The following is a 19,340-nucleotide window of genomic DNA, read 5'->3' as shown; positions in this document are numbered from 1 at the left end:
CATGTCACTTGGGACGCTTGTGTGCTGGCCCTACAGGCGCGAAGGCTACGCCAACACCGCCACCGCCTTGATCTGTGCCCACACGATCTGTCCGGGATGCAGCTTCAACTGATCGCGCGAATACCGAGTGATCCGCGCCAGCAGCGGTGTGCCGGCGGCCTCCACGCGGATCAGCACATGGGCGGCATTGTCGCCGGCCAGTTCGCTGACGACCGCCACTGGCAGGCGATTGAGGATGCTGGTCTGCCCGTCGTTCGCCAGGCTCAGGCTGACGTCCCGGGCCTGGACCTTGAAGCGCAGCGGCTGCCCGACCGCCAGCGCCGTGTGGGCAACCCGCACGTTCAACTGGCTGTCGGGCAGGGTCAGGGTGAGCAACTGATAGTCCGGGTCGTAGCCGGCGACTTTTCCGTTGATTACCACGCCTGCGTCATCCCCCAACGCCAATGGCAGGTCGAGCCGGGCGAGGGTCTCGCCGATTGGCCCGCTGGCCAAGGCCCGCCCAGCGTCCAGCACCACGATATGATCGGCCAGCCGCGCCACTTCGTCTTGGGAATGGCTGACGTACAGCACCGGGATATCCAGCTCATCGTGGAGCCGTTGCAGGTAAGGCAGGATCTCGTTTTTGCGGCGTGTATCGAGGGCGGCCAGAGGCTCGTCCATCAGCAGCAGGCGCGGGCTGGTCAGCAAGGCGCGGGCGATGCCGACGCGCTGGCGTTCGCCACCGGAAAGGTTGTGGGGTTGCCTGTCGAGGAGATGGCCGATGCCGAGCAGTTCCGTCGCGTGGTTGATGTCCACGCGCCGTTGCGCCGCGGCAACGCGCTTGAGGCCGAACAGAAGATTGTCGCGCACCGACAAGTGATCGAACAGGCTCGCCTCCTGGAAAACATACCCCAGCGCTCGCTTGTGAGGCGGGACGAACACCTCACGCTCACTGTCTTGCCAGACCTCGCCATTGACCTCGACGAAACCCCGCGTCGGTCGGTCCAGCCCGGCCATGCAGCGCAGGCAGGTGGTCTTGCCGGATCCGGACTCGCCGTACAGCGCCGTCACCCCACGGCCGGGCAATTGCAGGTCCAGGTCCAGGGAAAAATCGCCACGGTCGAGTTGAAACCTTGCCTCGATCATCGATCAGCTCCAACCGGCGCGAGTTCGGCGGCTAGAGTACAGCGCCAGCAGCACCAGGAAAGAAAACACCAGCATCGCCGCCGCCAGCCAATGGGCCTGGCTGTACTCAAGGGCTTCGACGTGGTCGTAGATTTGCACCGACACCACCCGGGTCTTCTCGGGGATGTTGCCGCCGATCATCAACACCACGCCAAACTCACCCACCGTGTGGGCGAAGCCGAGGATTGCGGCGGTGATGAAACCCGGTCGGGCCAAAGGCAGGATGACGCTGAAAAAGGTATCCCACGGCCCGGCCCGCAGGGTGGCGGCGACTTCCAAAGGACGACTGCCGATAGCGGAAAAAGCGTTTTGCAGCGGCTGCACCACGAAGGGCATTGAGTAGATCACCGAGCCAATCACCAGTCCGGTAAAGCTGAAGGTGAGGGTGCCCAGCCCGAGGGCTTGGGTGAATTGGCCGATCCAGCCGTTGGGTCCCAGCGCCAGCAGCAGATAGAAGCCAATCACGGTAGGCGGCAGTACCAGCGGCAGGGCGACCACCGCACCCACCGAACCGCGAAGCCGCGATTGGGTGCGCGACAGCCACAGGGCGATGGGCGTGCCGATGAAAAGCAGGATCACCGTGGTCAGCGACGCCAGTTTCAGGGTCAGCCAGATGGCGGCGTAATCGGCGTCGGTCAGTGGCATCAGCGTTGGTAACCGTAGGCCTGGATGATGGCGGCGGCTTTCGGGCCCTTCAGATAGCTCATCAATGCCTGGGCGGCGGGGTTGCCCCGTCCCTTTGCCAGGATCACCGCGTCCTGCTTGATCGGATCATGCAGTTCGCCCGGGACAACCCACGCGGAACCGCTTGTCAGCTTGCCGTCCTTGAACACCTGGGACAGGGCCACGAAACCCAGTTCGGCATTGCCAGTGGAAACGAACTGATAGGCCTGGGTGATGTTCTGGCCCTCGACGATCTTGCCCTTGGCCTGATGGGTGAGCCCCAGCTTTTCCAGCACCTGTGTGGCGGCCAGGCCATACGGCGCGGTTTTCGGATTGGCAATGGACAGGTGTTGGAAGGCATTGTCCCGCAGGACTTGCCCCTTGGCGTCGACGTAATCGGTCTTGGCCGACCACAACGCCAACGTACCGATGGCGTAGGTAAAGCGCGAGCCCTGCACGGTGTCGCCTTCGCTGTCCAGCCTCGCCGGCGTGGTGTCGTCGGCAGCCAGGAACACCTCGAATGGCGCGCCGTTCTTGATCTGGGTATAGAACTGCCCGGTCGCGCCGTAGGCGGCAATCAGTTTATGCCCGGTGTCCTTCTCGAAGCTGGCGGCGATGGCCTGGATCGGGGCGGTGAAGTTGGACGCGACGGCGACTTGCACTTCATCGGCTTGGGCGGCGTTGATACAAAAGCAAGTAGCAAGCAGCAGGACGAGCGGGGTCAGGCGCATGGGCAGGGTTCCGTGGAAATGGTTTCGCTATATAGCGGAATATATAGCGAAAGGCTGACAAACGGAACGTGGCTTTTTGTCAGAAGTCAGCGGTGGCAGGGCTGCCGTCATCGCGAGCAAGCTCGCTCCCACAGGATTTCGGGATGAATGCATGATTGATATTCACACTGAACCCCTGTGGGAGCGAGCTTGCTCGCGATAGCGTCCGGTCAAGCGCCGGAGACTGTCAGGCTAGCGCTCAGCCCTTGAACCGAGCCAGAGCCTCCTCAGCCAGGCGCCGCGTCAGCTCGCCACTGGGCAGCTCCCGCCCCAGGGGAAACGCCTGGCCGGCCCAAAGGTTGGCGAAGTCGGCTTCATCCTTCGCGCGAAGGGGCATCAACGCGCCGCCCGCCAGCGGAAATGCTGGCGCCAGTGGGCTCATCGGGCCGACCTCGCGCATCACCCGGTTGACGATCCCTCGGGCCGGCCGACCGGTGAACAGGTTGGTGATTGCAGTCTGGCTTTCCTTGGCCGTGCGCAACGCCCGGTGATGGGAAGGCGTGATCTTCGCTTCCGGGGTAAACAGGTAGGCGCTGCCCAGCTGCACCGCCGACGCACCCAGGGCAAATGCGGCGACGATGCCCCGCGCATCGCCGATACCGCCGGCGGCGATCACCGGCACGGTCACCGCGTCCACGACTTGCGGCAGCAAGGCGAACAGGCCCACCTGAGTATCGAGGTCGTCGCTGAGGAACATCCCTCGATGACCGCCGGCTTCATAACCCATGGCAATGATCGCGTCGCAGCCGTGTCGCTCGAGCCAGATCGCTTCTTCCACGGTGGTGGCCGAAGAGAGGACTTTCGCCCCGGTGGCCTTGACCCGATCGAGCAACGATTTTTCCGGCAGGCCGAAGTGGAAGCTGACCACCTTGGGTCGCATCTTCTCCAACACCCGGCAGGCCGTATCGTCGAACGGCGTGCGATTGGATACGGGCGTCGGCGCGTCGAAATCCACCCCCAGTTCTTCGTAATAAGGCTTGAGGCGCTGTTTCCAGGCCTCGGCCCGTTGTTCGTCGAAAGCGGGCGGCTGATGACTGAAAAAATTGACGTTGAACGGCTTGTCGGTCTGCTCGGCGATGGTCGTCAGTGCCTGGCGCAGTTGCTCCACGTCGAGCATCGCCGCGGGCATCGAGCCCAGTCCGCCGGCATTGCAAGTGGCGACCACCATCGCCGGACCGGTCACCCCGGCCAGCGGCCCCTGGATGATGGGATGCTCGATGCCGAGCAGGTCAAGAATGCGGGTGTCTGGCCACTGACTCATGTTCGGGTGTCTCCGACGGCAGAAGGAAACGGTGTTTTTAGCAGGTGTGACCCGGCCAGGGCCAGTCGAGTTTTTCAATCGCTGCCCGGGTTTGATACCAACGGCGGGATGGGTACCATGGGACACCACTTATCAAGGAGCCGAACCCATGGACGTGAAACTCAAGACCGTCGAACCTTTCACGGTCGCCGGTTTGCAGGTACGCACCCGCAACGCCGAGGAGCAACAGGGCGATACGGCGAAAATCGGCCCGATGTGGCAGCAATTCTTCACCGAAGGGTTGTTCGAGCGAGTTCCGGCGCGGCAGTCGGAGTCGTTCGTCTACGGTGTGTACTCCGGCTACGAGTCCGATGCCACCGGCTACTTCAATGTGACGGCGGGCGTACAGGTCGACGCCACGAGCGCAGGCTACCCTGCCGTGGAAGTCGAAGGCGGGGATTACCTGATGTTCTCGGCCAAGGGCGAAATGCCCGATTGCGTGATCCAGACCTGGGGGCTGATCTGGGCGTACTTCGCCGACAACCCGCAGGCCGTGCGCCGGTTCAGCACCGATTTCGAGGTCTATAACGCACCCGACTCGGTGGCGATCTATATCGGTGTTCAATCCTCGGGCGAGCGTTCCAGCGCCAACAGCTGACGCTTGCGCTCAACGCCCCAGCGGTAGCCCGACAGGTTGCCGTCGCTGCGCACCACTCGATGGCAGGGGATCGCCACGGCGAGGCTATTGGCGCCGCAGGCCTGGGCCACCGCGCGCACCGCTTTGGGCATGCCGATGCGCTGGGCGATTTCGGCATAGCTGGCGGTGCTGCCGGGCGCGATCTCTCGCAGGGCTTGCCAGACCCGTTCCTGGAACGCCGTGCCACGCAAGTCCAGTGGCAGGTCCAGGCCCAGCGCCGGTGCCTCGATGAAGCCCACCACTTGGGCAATCAGTTGCTCGAATTCCCGGTCGGCACCGATGAGGTTGGCGCGGCGGAACTTGTCTTGCAGGTCACGCAGCAGCGCATCCGGGTCGTCCCCCAGCAGGATCGCGCACACGCCACGCTCGCTTTGCGCCACCAGGATCGCTCCCAGGGAACACTGGCCGAGGGCGAAGCGAATATCGGTGTTCAGCCCGGCGGCGCGATACTCGCCAGGTTTCATACCCAGGACTTTGTCGGCGGCTTCATAGAAGCGGCTGTTGGAACCGAAGCCTGCGTCGTAAAGCGCTTCGGTCACCGTTCCGGCGTCGGCCAGGCGTTCGCGCACTTTGCGCGAGCGATGGGCGGCGCCGTAGGCCTTGGGGGTCAGGCCGGTGATCGACTTGAAGACGCGATGAAAATGGAAGGGACTCAGGCCGGCGCTTTGTGCCAGTTCATTCAAGCCTGGCAGTTGCTCGGCCGCCTCGATCTGCCGGCAGGCCGCCGCCACCCGCGCCGCTTGTTGCGCGGCGATCTGGGTCTGGTCCCTGGCCATCCGTTTGCTGGGACGATAACCGGCTGCCTGGGCCTGTTCCGGCGTGTCGAAGAATTCGACATTGCGCGGGTTGGGCAGGCGCGACAGGCTGCTGGGGTGGCAATAGATGCCGGTGGTCTTCACGCCGTAGACAAAGGTGCCATCGGCGCGCGGATCCCGGGCGAGTACGGCGGCCCAGCGAGGGTCCTGATCAGGGGCGAGCGTACTTGAAGTGCTGTTCATGGTCGTGATTCCTTTGGCCCGTTTTGGCTAGATTACTGAGCCACCCAGGTGACGACACTCCGGGTCTTGCGGTTGAATTCTGCATTGTCATCCGGCCATGCGGAACGTCATGTTGATGCGTTGGGCGCCCAGACGTGTATGTTGTCCCGGCTTGAGCGGCAGCACGCCGTGGTAGCGCAACCGATCCACGCCGCCCCAGATTGCGATGTCGCCATGAAACAACGGAATGCGCTGGCTTTTGTCGCTGCGCTCGAATCCACCAAACTGGAATGTCGCCGGCAGGCCAAGGGAAAGCGAGACGACGGGGGCCGTCAGGGAGCGCTCGTTCTTGTCCTGGTGCAGCGACATCCGCGCGCCGGGCACGTAGCGGTTGATCAGGCAGGCATCGGGCTCGAAGTGCTCGAAGCCCGCTTGCCGGGCGGCGGCCTGGGCCAGCTCGCGAAACACTGGCGGCATGGCGGGCCAGGGATCGCCTGTCTGTGGATCATGGGCGGTGTAGCGATAGCCGCTGCGGTCGGTGGTCCAGCCGAGTGCGCCGCAACTGGTCAGGGCGACCGACATGGTAAAGCCACCGGGCGTGACCATCTGCCGGAACGGTGCGGCCTGCAAGACTGTTTCCAGCGCTGGCAACAAACGGTCGAGCCAGGGCAGGGCAAACCCGCGTAGCACGAAGGATTGCTGGCCGATCTGTTCGACCTGGCCAGGCGTGGTGGGCGCCTGGTCGGCGAACAGGTCGAGAGTGACGGGGGTGTCGTCATTGCGCATCATGAAAAATGATCCCGAGTGTATGCCGGCGACCGCTGTGTACGCGGCTGACGCCATGGCGCAAGTTAACCCGATAATACCCGCGAACGCCTTTGACCGGCCGCTGGTGTAAGGCGAACACCACGGCGTCGCCTTGTTTCAAGTCGATGACTTGGGGGCGTGACTGCATGCGCGGGCGTTGCTCGGTGAGGACGAACTCGCCCCCGGTAAAGTCGTCTCCCGGTTCCGACAGCAGGATGGCTACCTGTAACGGGAACACCTGTTCGCCATAAAGGTCCTGGTGCAGGCAGTTGTAATCCTGCGGGCCGTATTGGAGGAGCAACGGTGTGGGACGCTGCTGCCCGGCGGCATGGCAACGGCGGATGAAATCCGTGTGCTTGTCGGGGTATCGAGTTTCCAGGCCCATGCAATCGTTCCAGCGATTAGCCACTGGGACCAGCATCGGATAGAGCGACTGGCGCAAATGCTGGACGATCTCAGGCAGCGGATAAGCGAAATACTGGTACTCACCGCGTCCGAATCCGTGGCGCCCCATTATTACCCGCGAACGAAAAACCCCGGCGTCCTCATACAAACCGCTCAACTGCCGGCATTGTACGGTCGGCAGCAGGTTGCGAATGATCGCGCAGCCGTCCTCATCGAGGCTATCCACCATGGTGGGCCAATCGAGGTGGGGGAGGTGTTGGGTCAATAGAGGCGTTGAGGACATGATTGCAATCCTGGATAAAAGGACTGTTCAGCCTGAAGAGTGCAGCGCTGCCGGGCACTCCGATTCTTGCGATGTGAAGCGCTTTTTGTAGAAAGGGAGCAAGCTCCCTCACCACAAAAAGCCAGCTGGCAGGCTTTAGAGTGCCTTGCTGACCTTGAGATCGGTGATCTGATCATCGGTCTCGCCATGCAACTTTTGCAGCGCGACCAGCGCTTCTTCCTCGGTGCCGGTCTGCAGTTGCGCGAACTCGAAGCGGCGCTCGCCGTTGAGTTTGTACTTGATAACGTATTTGGTTGTCTGGGCCACGGTTTTACCTATCTTGGACGGGGGGCTCAACTCAGCTTCGAACTGGAGCGCCGGATGATCTTGATCTTGTGGGTCAGGGTCGGCTTGCGGGTAACGCTGATGGCGCGACGGTTGACGGTGTCGATGGTGATATTCCAGAAGCCGGTGCTGGGGGCCGTGATCCTGGCCGGGAACGTGTCGAACGCGCCGCCGTGGTAGGTGTGGCGGCCACCATTCTTGAAGCTACGGAAATTGGCGTCGTTCATCAAACGGATGTTGCACATTTGGGAGCATTCGATCACGACGATATCGTCTTCGTTGAGGTGCTCGCGCTGGTGGATGAATTTCATGGGCGCCTCCAGAAGGGCATTTCTTGCAAATCAGGACAGTAAGATGAAGCAATGATAATGGAGCGCAGTTTATCAGCACCGCGGGTTAATATCCGGCCCCTGTCCTGGGTGTCATTCATTTATCAGGCGGTGGCGAATAAAAAATGAGAGGACGTTGGAGAAAATCGACGTTTGCATTGTCGGAGGGTCTTTATTGGAGGATTCATATGAAGCGCAGCGTGTGGGTATTGGCCTTGGCCTTGGGTGGATGTGCATCGGTATCGGACATCAACCAGACGCCGCCCACCATGAGCGTCATCTCCGGCAAAAAACCTCATGAATACGCCAAGTGCGTTGCCGACAAGCTTCTGGAGAGCCGTGGTCCGCTGCAAATGGAGCCGCATAAGAATGGCGTGCGGGTGATCGTCCCCGGCAAGCTGTCGGCGCTACCGGCCGCGGTGTTCGACATCGACGAACGCTCCAGCGGCTCCAGCATCAAGCTGCACGAAAGCCTCTCCAACGTACCGGTGCGCCCGGGCGACGTTCAGGACGCGGCCAACGCTTGTATATCCGGTTAAGCAGGGCCCGTCCTTTATTTACAGACGACCACCACGCTGCGGCTGGTGAAGTTGCCCACGTCCACACCGAGGGTCTTTTCGCTGTCGTTGGCCTGTGGCGTGCCATCCGTGCCGACGATGCGGTAGCCCGTACCGGCGCAGGAAGCTTCCGCTTTCTCGTAACACGTCGCCCAGGAATTGGCTTCGCCTGAACAGTCGATGGCCAAGCCTTGTTCACCGGTATCCAGATAGGTTTTTTCGGCTGAGGCACAGCCTGCCAGGGCCAGAACTGCAAACAGCGCCAGGATTGTCTTCATGGGGGTTGTCATCAGGATGGGGAGGAATGGCGCGAGATTATAGCGAATGGCCATTCCGGTACAGCTAAACCCGCGGCCCCTTCCGAGCACCAGGGCTTCGGCGGGGCCGTCTGTTTATTTCTTGCGGCGAGTATTGCGCGCTGGCGCCTGTTCACGTTCCCGGGGCGCCGGGGCGGAACGTTCGTCCTGAAAGACCGCGGCGACTTCCACCGCCATTGTCTTGGTGGGCAAGGGACCGGCGACCTGCTCGCCGTGGTAGTTGATAATCCACCACTGGCCGTCCTTTTCCTGGCTGACCGAATAACCGTTTGCGTTCTGTGTTGCCGACATCTAGCTGCCTCGTTGGCGGAATCAAGGCGGCCATGATACGCCAAATGCTCGCAAACCGTGCTGATGGGCGTACAGTGGGGACCGCTGGAAGCATCGAAGCGAAAGGCGATTGAACTATCCGCCGGTTTATTTCTCTATGATGGCATCGGTTGGCCAGCGCAGGCATTGTAAGGTGCCTGCCGGCTGATTAGACTTCGCCGAAACTTGTACACACCGCCTTTTCAAGGACTTATATGATCAAGAAATGCTTGTTCCCAGCAGCCGGTTACGGTACTCGCTTCCTGCCAGCGACTAAAGCCATGCCCAAAGAAATGCTGCCGGTGGTGAACAAGCCACTGATCCAGTACGGCGTCGAAGAAGCCCTGGATGCGGGCCTGACGGAAATCTCCATCGTCACCGGCCGTGGCAAGCGCGCCCTGGAAGACCATTTCGACATCAGTTACGAGTTGGAAAACCAGATCAAGGGCACCGACAAGGAAAAATACCTGGTCGGCATTCGCAAGTTGCTGGACGAGTGCTCGTTCTCCTACACCCGCCAGACCGAAATGAAAGGTTTGGGCCATGCGATCCTGACCGGCCGCCCGCTGATCGGTGACGAACCGTTCGCCGTGGTTCTGGCGGACGACTTGTGCGTGAACCTGGAAGGCGACGGCGTTTTGACCCAGATGGTCAAGCTGTACAAGCAATTCCGTTGCTCCATCGTGGCGATCCAGGAAGTGGATCCGCAGGAAACCAACAAGTACGGTGTCATCGCCGGTGAAATGATCCGCGAAGACATCTACCGCGTTCACAGCATGGTTGAAAAACCAAAACCTGAAGATGCGCCGTCGAACCTGGCGATCATCGGCCGCTACATCCTGACTCCGGACATCTTCGACCTGATCGAACAGACCGAGCCAGGCAAGGGCGGTGAGATCCAGATCACCGACGCCCTGATGAAACAGGCCCAGAACGGCTGCGTCATGGCCTACAAGTTCAAGGGCAAGCGCTTCGACTGCGGTGGCGCCGAAGGTTACATCGACGCAACCAACTTCTGCTTCGAGAACTTCTACAAGACCGGCAAGGCTTACTGATTCAGCCTGCGTCGCGCCTTGAAAAAACGCCCCGACTGGTTCGGGGCGTTTTTTTTTCTGCAAAAAAACCTTCCGCCAATCATCAATCACACAAACAAAGTCGCTGTTTGCGCTGCAACGCTGCCTCAAGTGAAAACAGCAGGTATGCTGACAACCTGCCGAAGGAGATAGATGATGGCCTACGATTTTGATCTGTATGTGATTGGCGCCGGTTCCGGCGGTGTGCGGGCGGCGAGGTTTGCCGCGGGTTTCGGCGCGAAAGTGGGCGTGGCGGAAAGCCGCTACCTGGGGGGGACCTGCGTCAACGTCGGCTGTGTGCCGAAAAAACTGCTGGTCTACGGCGCGCATTACGCCGAGGATTTCGAACAAGCGTCGGCCTACGGCTGGACGGCGGGCGAGGCGAGTTTCGACTGGGCCACGCTGATCGCCAACAAGGATCGTGAGATCAATCGCCTCAACGGCATCTACCGCAACCTGCTGGTCAACAGCGGTGTGACCTTGCATGAAGGCCACGCCAGGATTACCAGCCCTCATGAAGTCGAGATCAACGGCGAGCGCTACACCGCCAGGCACATCATGATCGCCACCGGCGGCTGGCCGGTGATTCCGGATATTCCCGGGAGCGAGCACGCCATCGGTTCCAACGAAGCGTTTTTTCTCAAGACGCTGCCCAAGCGCATGCTGGTGGTGGGAGGCGGCTACATCGCCGTGGAATTCGCCGGGATCTTCCACGGCATGGGCGCGCAGACATCCTTGCTCTATCGCGGCGACCTGTTCTTGCGCGGTTTTGATGGCGCGGTGCGCAAGCATCTGGCCGAAGAGCTGCAGCGTCGTGGCTTGGACCTGCAATTCAACGCAGACATCCAACGCATCGACAAAGAAGCCGACGGCAGCCTGAAAGTGACGCTCAAGGACGGTCGCACGTTGTCGACCGATTGTGTGTTCTACGCCACCGGCCGCCGGCCGATGCTGGACAATCTTGGGCTGGAGAACACGGGCGTCAAGCTGGACGAGAAAGGCTTCGTGCAGGTCAACGAAAAATACGAGACGGCTGAACCGTCGATCCTGGCCATTGGCGATGTGATCGGCCGTGTGCAGCTCACGCCTGTCGCCCTGGCCGAAGGCATGGCGGTGGCGCGGCGCCTGTTCAAGCCTGAGCAATACCGCCTGGTCGATTATCGAATGATCCCCACGGCGGTGTTCAGCCTGCCGAACATCGGCACGGTAGGTTTGACTGAAGAACAGGCTCGGGAAGCCGGCCATGAGGTGCAGATTTTCGAAAGCCGTTTCCGGCCGATGAAGCTGACCCTCACTGACTGCCAGGAACGCACCCTGATGAAATTGGTGGTCGATGCCAAGACCGATAAGGTCCTGGGCTGCCACATGGTCGGGCCGGACGCCGGTGAAATTATCCAAGGGCTGGCGATTGCCCTCAAGGCCGGTGCTACCAAGCGCGATTTCGATGAAACCATCGGCGTGCATCCAACCGCAGCCGAAGAATTCGTCACCATGCGTACGCCTACCGCCTGATCAGGCTTTTCGTCCATGGGGCTGTGATCCGTTGATCCAGCCCCGTGAACTGTCAGGCAGCTGCCACGATCAATTGATCGCCGCCTTCGGCAGCTTCCACAGATTTCTTCTATCTATATAGATTCCTGATAGTCAAAACCAATCATTTGCATGAGCTTTGGCAATGAGCCAACAGCGCAATGAATGGCTAAGATTCACCCCATCAACTTTTCAACCACTGACGGAGAGTCAACGATGCCTATCATCAACAGCCAAGTTAAACCGTTCAAAGCCACCGCTTTCAAAAACGGCGCTTTCGTCGAAGTATCGGACGCCGACCTGAAAGGCAAGTGGTCTGTCGTGTTCTTCTACCCAGCTGACTTCACCTTCGTTTGCCCAACCGAGCTGGAAGACCTGGCCGACAACTACGCCGAGTTCCAGAAGCTGGGCGTCGAAATCTACAGCGTGTCCACCGACACTCATTTTGCCCACGCTGCCTGGCACAACACTTCGCCAGCCATCGGCAAGATCCAGTACACCATGATCGGCGACCCGACCCTGGCCATCTCCCGCAACTTCGACGTGCTGATCGAAGAAGCTGGCCTGGCTGACCGCGGTACTTTCGTGATCAACCCTGAAGGTCAGATCAAGATCGTTGAAATCAACGACGGTGGTGTAGGCCGTGACGCTTCCGAGCTGCTGCGCAAGATCAAGGCAGCCCAGTACGTTGCCGCTCACCCAGGTGAAGTCTGCCCAGCCAAGTGGAAAGAAGGCGAGGCCACCCTGGCTCCGTCCCTGGACCTGGTCGGCAAGATCTAAACCAATGCGTTACCCGAGGGCGATCCGCTCTTAGCCAAGTAAGCCGCTTCGCCCCAAAAAACGCCCGGGCGAGATTCGCCTGGGCGTTGTTTTTTCTGAAATTCAAAAATGGAAATCGCCCGTATGTTGGACGCCAATCTTAAAGCTCAGTTGAAGTCATACCTGGAACGGGTCACCCAGCCGATCGAGATCGTTGCATCCCTCGACGACGGTGCGAAATCCCAGGAAATGCTTGCGTTACTCAAAGACGTTGCCAGTCTTTCCATCCAGATTACCTTGCTCGACAACGGCACCGATGCGCGTAAGCCATCGTTTTCGTTGAACCGCCCGGGAGCCGATATCAGCCTGCGTTTCGCCGGCATTCCCATGGGGCATGAATTCACTTCGCTGGTGCTGGCCCTGCTGCAAGTCGGTGGCCACCCTTCGAAGGCCAGTGTCGAAGTGATCGAACAGATCCGCTCGCTCAAGGGCGATTTCAACTTCGAGACGTATTTTTCGCTGTCGTGCCAGAACTGCCCGGACGTGGTCCAGGCGCTGAACCTGATGGCGGTGCTGAACCCGAACATCAAGCACGTCGCCATCGACGGCGCGCTGTTCCAGGCTGAAGTCGATGAACGCCAGATCATGGCCGTGCCAAGCGTGTACTTGAATGGTGTGAACTTCGGCCAGGGTCGCATGGGCCTGGAAGAAATCCTCGCCAAGATCGACACCAGTGGCATCGAGCGCCAGGCTGAGAAGATCAGCGCCAAGGATGCCTTTGACGTGTTGGTGGTGGGCGGTGGCCCGGCCGGTGCCTCGGCGGCCATCTATGCGGCACGAAAAGGCATCCGTACCGGTGTGGCGGCCGAGCGTTTCGGCGGCCAGGTGCTCGACACCATGGCCATCGAGAACTTCATCTCGGTCCAGGAAACCGAAGGGCCGAAACTGGCTGTCGCCCTGGAAGAACACGTCAAGCAATACGACGTCGACATCATGAACCTGCAACGCGCCGACGCACTGGTGCCAGGCACGGCCGGTGGGCTGCATGAAGTCAAGTTCGCCAGCGGCGCGAGCCTCAAGGCCAAGACCGTGATCCTGGCGACCGGTGCCCGCTGGCGCGAAATGAACGTGCCGGGCGAGCAGCAATACCGCAACAAAGGCGTGGCGTACTGCCCGCATTGTGACGGTCCGCTGTTCAAGGGCAAGCGGGTCGCGGTAATCGGCGGCGGTAACTCCGGCGTCGAAGCGGCCATCGACCTGGCGGGTATCGTGTCCCACGTCACGTTGCTGGAGTTCGATGTGCAATTGCGTGCCGACGCGGTGTTGCAGCGCAAACTGCACAGCCTGCCGAACGTGACGGTGATCACCAACGCCCAGACCACCGAAGTGACGGGTGACGGGCAGAAGGTCAACGGCCTGCGCTACAAGGACCGTCCGAGCGGTGAAGTGCGCGACGTGGCGCTGGAGGGGATCTTCGTGCAGATCGGCCTGTTGCCCAACACCGATTGGCTCAAGGGCACCGTCGAGCTGTCGCCGCGTGGCGAGATCATTGTCGATGCTCGTGGCGAAACGTCGATCCCGGGTGTGTTCGCTGCCGGTGACGTGACCACCGTGCCGTACAAGCAGATCGTGATCGCCGTGGGCGAGGGCGCCAAGGCTTCGCTGAGCGCCTTCGATCACCTCATCCGCACCTCCGCACCGGCCTGATAGCCGGTCGCTGGAAAAATAAAACCCCATGGGCCTTGGCTCATGGGGTTTTTTTGTGACCGCAGAACTTACAACGGTGCAGGCTGGATGATCTCGACCCAATAACCGTCCGGGTCTTTGATGAAGGCCAGGCTTTTCATGCGGCCATCACTCAAGCGTTTCTGGAAGTCACAGCCCAACGCTTCGAAGCGCTCGCAGGCGGCGACCACGTCTGGCACGGAGATGCAGATGTGGCCGAAACCGCGCGGGTCGGTGTTGCCGTTGTGGTAGGTGAACGCCGGATCGTTTTCGGTGCCGTGGTTATGCGTCAGTTCGAGGATGCCGGGGATCGATTTCATCCACTCGGTACGCGCCGCCGCGTCCGCCGGGATCTGGTTCTTGTCGACCAGGGCAAGGAAATACAGGCTGAATTCGGCCTCTGGAAAGTCGCGCTTTTCCACCAGGGAAAAACCCAGCACACGGGTGTAGAAATCAAGGGACTTGGTAATGTCCTTGACCCGCAGCATGGTGTGGTTGAAGACGAATTTGGCCGTTGCGGCATCGGGTTGAGCGGTGACGCCAGGGAAAGTATTGAGTTCTTGCAGGCTCATGGGCCCTCCGAAAAATAAGTGGGGCTTGTGCTAGCTTCCTTGCAGGTGCGTCCATGATACGCAAGGGGCGTGGCATCGCCAAACGTGCCTATTGCCTGGTGGTGCGTCGCGCTTCAGACTTCACGATCAGTCCTTGAGTGCAACGCAATGTTTCGACCGCTTTCTTCGCTGTTCGTCCTGTTGTTTGCCGTCGCGTCGAGCGTCGATGTGGGGGCGGCCGAACCACAGGTAACCTGGCCCTCGGGATGGATCATCGAATCGCTGCCCGCCGACGCACCGGCCCCGGCCAAAGGTACCAGTCGGCAGCGCGCCACCAAAAGCGACCGTTCGGGCAATGCCGTGATGGTGATGGAGTTGACCGCGTCGGCTGTCGAGCCCGACCATCAAGTAAACTTGCAAGGCGTGCTGTTGGAAATGAGAAAGTCCATTCAGAAGGATTTTTTCCAAGGCGGCTATCAAAGTGTCTGCAATAAGATTCACGCGTCCGTATTGGGCGGCGTAAGCGCTTTGGAAACCACTTGCACGATCACGCAAAACGGGCGTCATGTATTGTCGCAGACCCTCGTCGCGGCACTTAATGAGGGTAATGCCTACGTGTTGTCCTATGCGGGGCAGGCGCAGGTATTTGTAGAAAGCCAGGATGAAATACAGTCGGTACGAAATAGCCTGAAATTATAAGGCTTTCAGCGTAATACTCTTGGGCCAATACGAAAGTTCGGCCCATAAAAAAGCCCTGGGTGCAGGCCAGGGCTTTTTTCGTTGTAGTGCTTTCAACCGCGCAGCCAGGAATCGACGGTGCTCGCACCGTATTTTTCCTTCCAGGCTTTCAAACCGCGATGGTTGCCGCCCTTGGTTTCGATCAGTTCGCCCGTGTGCGGGTTCTGATAGACCTTGACGACGCGGGCACGGCGGGTCTTTGGCGTCTTGCCCGACGACAGGCCTGATTTGGACGGGCTCGGGTCGAGGATCGCAACGATGTCGCGCAGGCCCTTGCCGTAGGTTTTCATCAGCCCTTGGAGCTTTTCTTCGAATTCGATTTCTTTCTTGAGCCCGGCGTCATTCTTCAAAGCTTCCAGCTGCGCGAGCTGCTCTTGAAGGGCCTTTTCGGCTTTGCGAAATTCAGCGAGTCTGGACAATATAATTACTCCAATCAAAATATAAGGCTGATACCAACCGCAAACAAAGCTATAAGCCAGGCGCCTTGTAGCGACTCGGTGACTAATGACTCTCCTGCTATCTGGTAGAGGCAGAAAAAATTGTAGTAGTTAAACCGAAAAGTGTAAATCGTAACTTTTTCGTTATGTAACAGCTGTTGGCGTTTTACCATCAGTCGGGCCGATGACGTCAAGCGACTGGCGACGAGATTAGCTGTTAGCAGTACTAGGCGGTGTAATGCAATCGCGTGCTCTAGTCCGTTGGGCTAATAGATAACCCTATCGAAAGTTAAGCGCAATCAAGTCGGCTGAACGGCCTGTGCCAGCTCGATAAATGCCAGGGTTGCCGGCGAGGCCTGGCGGCTATCGAGTACGGCCAGGCCGATCTGTCGTGGGACGGGAGGCGACAGAGGACGAACAACGAAGCCAGGATTATCGAACAGGGGCAACGAGCCTTCGGACACTACGCTCACCGCGTCGCCACGAGTGACGAGGTCGAGCGTACTGAGCAGTTGCGAGCAGCGATAACGGACATTGGGTGTCAAGCGCGCGGCATTGAACAGTCGCCAGACCAGTTCCGACGAGCCGGCCTCGGTGAGAATGAAAGGGTCGTCGCACAAATCCTTGAGTTGCACGTGGGTTCGATCCCCGAGGGCGTGAGCAGCAGGGAGCAAGGCGACCATCTGGTCGGTCACCAACGCGAACGTATCGAAGCGTTCCTCCGGCAAGACTACGAAACCGACGTCGATCCGGCGTTCGTCCAACCATTGCAGAACCTGCCGGTCCGGCCCCTCGTCGACATGCACTTCGATCCCCGGGTGCAAGGTCCTGAAGCGTTCCAGGATAGCGGGCAACAGCTTCATCGAGGCTGTCGGGCCGAACGAGCCGATGCGCAAGGTTCCGCGGCGCATGCCTCGGGCATCCGCGGCTTCCTGGCGCAGCGTGTTGGCCAAGCCGAGCATGGCTCGGGCCCGCAGCAGCAATTGCTGGCCGATGTCGCTGGGCTCCACCAGGGTCTGATGACGCCTGAACAGCTCGACGCCCAGTTCGTTTTCCAAGGACCTGATTGCGTGCGACACCGCTGATTGTCCGATGCCCAACCGTGTCGCGGCTGCCGTGAAGCCGCGCAGCTCGGCGACCAGCGAAAAGATTTCGAGTTGGGTCAGGGTCATGAGTAAAAGCTCATTTTACGATGACAAGATATGAGGCGAATAATACGGCACTTGAGCGACAGAGAAAACCGTGGCGAGAGAGCTCCCTCGTCACTGGCATCCGAACGACCTTGAATGAGATGAAAGCAATGAAACCCATGGAACATTCCATGCCGATCGCTTCCGACCTGCCGGTCTACCTGAAGCTCGCCATGGTCACAATGATCTGGGGAGGGACGTTCGTGGCCGGGCGGATCCTCTCCAATGCATTGGCGCCCATGCTGGCCGCCAGCCTGCGCTTTCTGCTGGCGAGTCTCGCGCTGCTGGTGTTTCTCGGGGTGGCCGGCATTCCTCTGGCCAGGCCCAGCCTGAAGCAGGGCTTGCAACTGGCGATGCTGGGGTTCTTCGGTATTTTCTTCTACAACCTGTGTTTCTTTTATGGTTTGCAATACATCAGCGCGTCGCGGGCCTCGTTGATCGTGGCGTTGAACCCCGCGGTGATCGGGCTGGCCTCCTGGTGGTTATTCAAGGAGCGGCTGAGCCGCTTGAAAGTCGCCGGCATCGTCTTGTGTCTCGGCGGGGCGGGTCTGGTGATCGTGGGTCGTGACCCGGCCTTGCTACAAACAACGGAGCAAGGGTGGGTAGGCGACGTGCTGATTTTCGGCTGCGTGCTCGGCTGGGGTATCTACTCGCTATTTTCCAAAAGCCTGAATGAAAGCCTTGGCCCCTTGCAAACGGTGACCTGGTCGATCCTGCTGGGCACGCTGATGCTCTGGGGAGCGTGCGCGGCCGGGGGAGAGATTCGCTTCGCGGCGCTGACCGCACTGGATGCCGGGCAATGGCTGAGCCTGTTGTACCTTGGCGTACTGGGCTCGGCGCTGGCCTATATCGCCTGGTATGACGGCATCCGCCGGATTGGCGCGACCCGGTCCGGCGTGTTCATCGCGCTCAATCCACTGACGGCGGTCCTGCTGGGCGCCTTGCTATTGGACGAACGGCTTACGGCCTTGATGTGCGGGGGCGGGGGACTGATCCTGATGGGTATTTTCCTGTGCAACAAACCCCTTGCACGCTCGGCCAAAAAGGCGATTTGATACCCAAGGCGGACAAATGTGGTTACGCTGTGTAGAATCGATTTACGCATATAAGAATAACGTCTTCTGGCAGCAGAAGCCTCGCCCGCAAGAGCCTTGGGTCGACAATGAAGATACTTGGGTTTCAACTGATCTATGGCGATTTCCTCGCCCGCAGCGTCCGCGGTATTTCCTGCGCGCCGCCGCGCGCCCTCAGCATCACTGGCAACTAACGTTTCTTGTTAATTGATAAGCATGATGAGGCGCCGACATGGCAGATCTATACGAAAACCCGATGGGCCTGATGGGCTTTGAATTCATCGAATTTGCATCCCCTACGCCCAACACCCTGGAGCCGATCTTCGAGATCATGGGCTTTACCAAGGTAGCGACCCACCGCTCCAAGGACGTGCACTTGTATCGCCAGGGCGCGATCAACCTGATCCTCAACAACGAGCCCAATAGCGTGGCGTCCTACTTCGCCGCCGAACACGGTCCGTCGGTTTGCGGCATGGCGTTCCGCGTCAAGGACTCGCAAAAAGCCTACAAGCGCGCCCTGGAACTCGGTGCCCAGCCGATCCATATCGAGACCGGCCCGATGGAGCTGAACCTGCCTGCGATCAAAGGCATCGGCGGCGCGCCGCTGTACCTGATCGACCGTTTTGGCGAAGGCAGCTCGATCTATGACATCGACTTCGTGTTTCTCGAAGGTGTCGACCGCAATCCGGTGGGTGCGGGGCTCAAGATCATCGATCACCTGACCCACAACGTGTATCGCGGGCGCATGGCGTACTGGGCGAACTTCTATGAGAAGTTGTTCAACTTCCGCGAGATCCGCTACTTCGACATCAAGGGCGAATACACCGGTTTGACCTCCAAGGCCATGACCGCGCCGGACGGCATGATCCGCATTCCGCTGAACGAAGAGTCCTCGAAGGGCGCTGGCCAGATCGAAGAGTTCCTGATGCAGTTCAACGGCGAGGGCATCCAGCATGTGGCGTTCCTCACCGACGACCTGATCAAGACCTGGGATGGGCTGAAGAAAATCGGCATGCGCTTCATGACCGCGCCGCCGGACACCTACTACGAAATGCTCGAGGGCCGTCTGCCGAATCATGGCGAGCCAGTGGCGGAGCTGCAATCGCGTGGCATCCTGCTCGATGGCGCTTCCGAGCAGGGCGACAAGCGTTTGCTGCTGCAGATTTTCTCGGAAACCCTGATGGGCCCGGTGTTCTTCGAATTCATCCAGCGCAAGGGCGACGATGGCTTCGGCGAGGGCAATTTCAAGGCGCTGTTCGAGTCGATCGAGCGTGACCAGGTGCGCCGTGGTGTGCTGACTACTGACTAATGCCTGAGTGTCACAAACACCGCCCGGCCTGATGCCGGGCGGTTTTTTTTGCCCGGCGCAAGCTACGCTGGCGATCCATCCGCCCGTGGTGGCGCTATCGCCAGCAAGCTCGC

23 protein-coding genes are annotated in these 19,340 nt (G+C 60.0%); 9 read left to right on the top strand and 14 right to left on the bottom strand.

All coding sequences use genetic code 11. The features are described from left to right. Positions 1 to 45: 45 nt before the first annotated feature. The 4 genes from modC to J3P90_RS15390 all read right to left on the bottom strand — a co-directional run bounded on the left by modC (position 46) and on the right by J3P90_RS15390 (position 3,858). Positions 46 to 1,125, bottom strand: a complete 1,080-nt coding sequence (gene modC, locus J3P90_RS15405; RefSeq protein ID WP_434674996.1) for a molybdenum ABC transporter ATP-binding protein — start codon at positions 1,123 to 1,125, stop codon at positions 46 to 48. Positions 1,126 to 1,128: 3 nt separating this feature from the next. Next, positions 1,129 to 1,809 (bottom strand): molybdate ABC transporter permease subunit, encoded by a 681-nt coding sequence (gene modB / locus J3P90_RS15400; protein WP_434674995.1) that lies wholly within the window; start codon positions 1,807 to 1,809, stop codon positions 1,129 to 1,131. Then, positions 1,809 to 2,558 (bottom strand): molybdate ABC transporter substrate-binding protein, encoded by a 750-nt coding sequence (gene modA, locus J3P90_RS15395; protein WP_434610957.1) that lies wholly within the window; start codon positions 2,556 to 2,558, stop codon positions 1,809 to 1,811. The genes modB and modA overlap by 1 nt, the downstream gene beginning before the upstream one ends. Before the next feature lie 238 nt (positions 2,559 to 2,796). Continuing rightward, on the bottom strand, positions 2,797 to 3,858 hold the full coding sequence (locus J3P90_RS15390; protein WP_434610959.1) for an NAD(P)H-dependent flavin oxidoreductase: 1,062 nt from the start codon (positions 3,856 to 3,858) through the stop codon (positions 2,797 to 2,799). A gap of 148 nt (positions 3,859 to 4,006) precedes the next feature. Here J3P90_RS15390 and J3P90_RS15385 point away from each other — a divergent pair, with 148 nt between their 5' ends. Continuing rightward, positions 4,007 to 4,495: a GyrI-like domain-containing protein gene (locus J3P90_RS15385; protein ID WP_434674994.1), complete on the top strand. Its 489-nt coding sequence runs from the start codon at positions 4,007 to 4,009 to the stop codon at positions 4,493 to 4,495. On the opposite strand, the gene ada is transcribed toward J3P90_RS15385, so the two are convergent. From ada to J3P90_RS15360, 5 genes are all read right to left on the bottom strand, one after another. Then, complete coding sequence (gene ada / locus J3P90_RS15380; protein ID WP_420767709.1) at positions 4,459 to 5,532, bottom strand: bifunctional DNA-binding transcriptional regulator/O6-methylguanine-DNA methyltransferase Ada; 1,074 nt, start codon at positions 5,530 to 5,532, stop codon at positions 4,459 to 4,461. The two genes, J3P90_RS15385 and ada, sit on opposite strands and share 37 nt — an antisense overlap. Before the next feature lie 87 nt (positions 5,533 to 5,619). Continuing rightward, positions 5,620 to 6,300, bottom strand: a complete 681-nt coding sequence (gene alkB / locus J3P90_RS15375; RefSeq protein WP_420767710.1) for a DNA oxidative demethylase AlkB — start codon at positions 6,298 to 6,300, stop codon at positions 5,620 to 5,622. Then, the gene (locus J3P90_RS15370) at positions 6,287 to 7,006 is read right to left on the bottom strand and encodes a 2OG-Fe(II) oxygenase (protein WP_434674993.1); all 720 of its coding nucleotides are present in this window, start codon (positions 7,004 to 7,006) and stop codon (positions 6,287 to 6,289) included. Before J3P90_RS15370 ends, alkB begins: the two co-directional genes overlap by 14 nt. Positions 7,007 to 7,141: 135 nt before the next feature. Continuing rightward, positions 7,142 to 7,312 (bottom strand): hypothetical protein, encoded by a 171-nt coding sequence (locus J3P90_RS15365; protein ID WP_420767712.1) that lies wholly within the window; start codon positions 7,310 to 7,312, stop codon positions 7,142 to 7,144. A gap of 26 nt (positions 7,313 to 7,338) precedes the next feature. After that, a complete protein-coding gene (locus J3P90_RS15360) occupies positions 7,339 to 7,641 on the bottom strand; it encodes a DUF1883 domain-containing protein (RefSeq protein ID WP_003182962.1) in 303 nt (100 codons plus the stop codon). 206 nt (positions 7,642 to 7,847) lie between these two features. On the opposite strand from J3P90_RS15360, the gene J3P90_RS15355 reads away from it, so the two are divergent. Continuing rightward, the gene (locus tag J3P90_RS15355; RefSeq protein WP_420767713.1) at positions 7,848 to 8,198 is read left to right on the top strand and encodes a hypothetical protein; all 351 of its coding nucleotides are present in this window, start codon (positions 7,848 to 7,850) and stop codon (positions 8,196 to 8,198) included. A 14-nt stretch (positions 8,199 to 8,212) separates the two neighbouring features. Here J3P90_RS15355 and J3P90_RS15350 read toward each other — a convergent pair whose 3' ends face one another. Further along, on the bottom strand, positions 8,213 to 8,494 hold the full coding sequence (locus J3P90_RS15350) for a hypothetical protein (RefSeq protein ID WP_420767714.1): 282 nt from the start codon (positions 8,492 to 8,494) through the stop codon (positions 8,213 to 8,215). A 114-nt stretch (positions 8,495 to 8,608) separates the two neighbouring features. Further along, positions 8,609 to 8,824, bottom strand: a complete 216-nt coding sequence (locus J3P90_RS15345) for a hypothetical protein (protein WP_434674992.1) — start codon at positions 8,822 to 8,824, stop codon at positions 8,609 to 8,611. A 233-nt stretch (positions 8,825 to 9,057) separates the two neighbouring features. Between J3P90_RS15345 and galU the strand changes: the two genes are divergently transcribed. From galU to ahpF, 4 genes are all read left to right on the top strand, one after another. Then, positions 9,058 to 9,897 (top strand): UTP--glucose-1-phosphate uridylyltransferase GalU, encoded by an 840-nt coding sequence (gene galU, locus J3P90_RS15340; protein ID WP_039592970.1) that lies wholly within the window; start codon positions 9,058 to 9,060, stop codon positions 9,895 to 9,897. A 174-nt stretch (positions 9,898 to 10,071) separates the two neighbouring features. Further along, the gene (gene gorA, locus J3P90_RS15335) at positions 10,072 to 11,427 is read left to right on the top strand and encodes a glutathione-disulfide reductase (RefSeq protein ID WP_434676582.1); all 1,356 of its coding nucleotides are present in this window, start codon (positions 10,072 to 10,074) and stop codon (positions 11,425 to 11,427) included. Between the two features lie 234 nt (positions 11,428 to 11,661). Beyond that, positions 11,662 to 12,225, top strand: coding sequence for an alkyl hydroperoxide reductase subunit C (ahpC, locus tag J3P90_RS15330; protein WP_011061677.1), 564 nt, complete (start codon positions 11,662 to 11,664; stop codon positions 12,223 to 12,225). A 123-nt stretch (positions 12,226 to 12,348) separates the two neighbouring features. Further along, complete coding sequence (ahpF, locus tag J3P90_RS15325; protein WP_434674991.1) at positions 12,349 to 13,911, top strand: alkyl hydroperoxide reductase subunit F; 1,563 nt, start codon at positions 12,349 to 12,351, stop codon at positions 13,909 to 13,911. 68 nt (positions 13,912 to 13,979) lie between these two features. On the opposite strand, the gene gloA is transcribed toward ahpF, so the two are convergent. Beyond that, the gene (gene gloA / locus J3P90_RS15320) at positions 13,980 to 14,501 is read right to left on the bottom strand and encodes a lactoylglutathione lyase (protein ID WP_420767718.1); all 522 of its coding nucleotides are present in this window, start codon (positions 14,499 to 14,501) and stop codon (positions 13,980 to 13,982) included. Positions 14,502 to 14,648: 147 nt separating this feature from the next. Here gloA and J3P90_RS15315 point away from each other — a divergent pair, with 147 nt between their 5' ends. Next, positions 14,649 to 15,179 (top strand): DUF4946 domain-containing protein, encoded by a 531-nt coding sequence (locus tag J3P90_RS15315; RefSeq protein ID WP_434650759.1) that lies wholly within the window; start codon positions 14,649 to 14,651, stop codon positions 15,177 to 15,179. A 92-nt stretch (positions 15,180 to 15,271) separates the two neighbouring features. Here the strand turns inward: J3P90_RS15315 and J3P90_RS15310 are convergent, their stop codons facing one another. Both J3P90_RS15310 and J3P90_RS15305 read right to left on the bottom strand, forming a co-directional pair. Beyond that, the gene (locus tag J3P90_RS15310) at positions 15,272 to 15,637 is read right to left on the bottom strand and encodes a histone-like nucleoid-structuring protein, MvaT/MvaU family (RefSeq protein WP_420767720.1); all 366 of its coding nucleotides are present in this window, start codon (positions 15,635 to 15,637) and stop codon (positions 15,272 to 15,274) included. A gap of 317 nt (positions 15,638 to 15,954) precedes the next feature. After that, positions 15,955 to 16,827 (bottom strand): LysR family transcriptional regulator, encoded by an 873-nt coding sequence (locus J3P90_RS15305; protein ID WP_420767721.1) that lies wholly within the window; start codon positions 16,825 to 16,827, stop codon positions 15,955 to 15,957. A gap of 128 nt (positions 16,828 to 16,955) precedes the next feature. Here J3P90_RS15305 and J3P90_RS15300 point away from each other — a divergent pair, with 128 nt between their 5' ends. After that, positions 16,956 to 17,900: a DMT family transporter gene (locus J3P90_RS15300; protein WP_434674990.1), complete on the top strand. Its 945-nt coding sequence runs from the start codon at positions 16,956 to 16,958 to the stop codon at positions 17,898 to 17,900. Between the two features lie 250 nt (positions 17,901 to 18,150). Continuing rightward, on the top strand, positions 18,151 to 19,227 hold the full coding sequence (hppD, locus tag J3P90_RS15295) for a 4-hydroxyphenylpyruvate dioxygenase (RefSeq protein ID WP_434610981.1): 1,077 nt from the start codon (positions 18,151 to 18,153) through the stop codon (positions 19,225 to 19,227). The last annotated feature ends 113 nt before the right edge of the window (positions 19,228 to 19,340 follow it).

It is taken from the genome of Pseudomonas sp. D3-10, assembly GCF_051132175.1.
GTDB lineage: Bacteria > Pseudomonadota > Gammaproteobacteria > Pseudomonadales > Pseudomonadaceae > Aquipseudomonas.
Note: the sequence above shows the minus strand (reverse complement) of the source record. Positions and strands in the feature narration are given on the sequence as shown.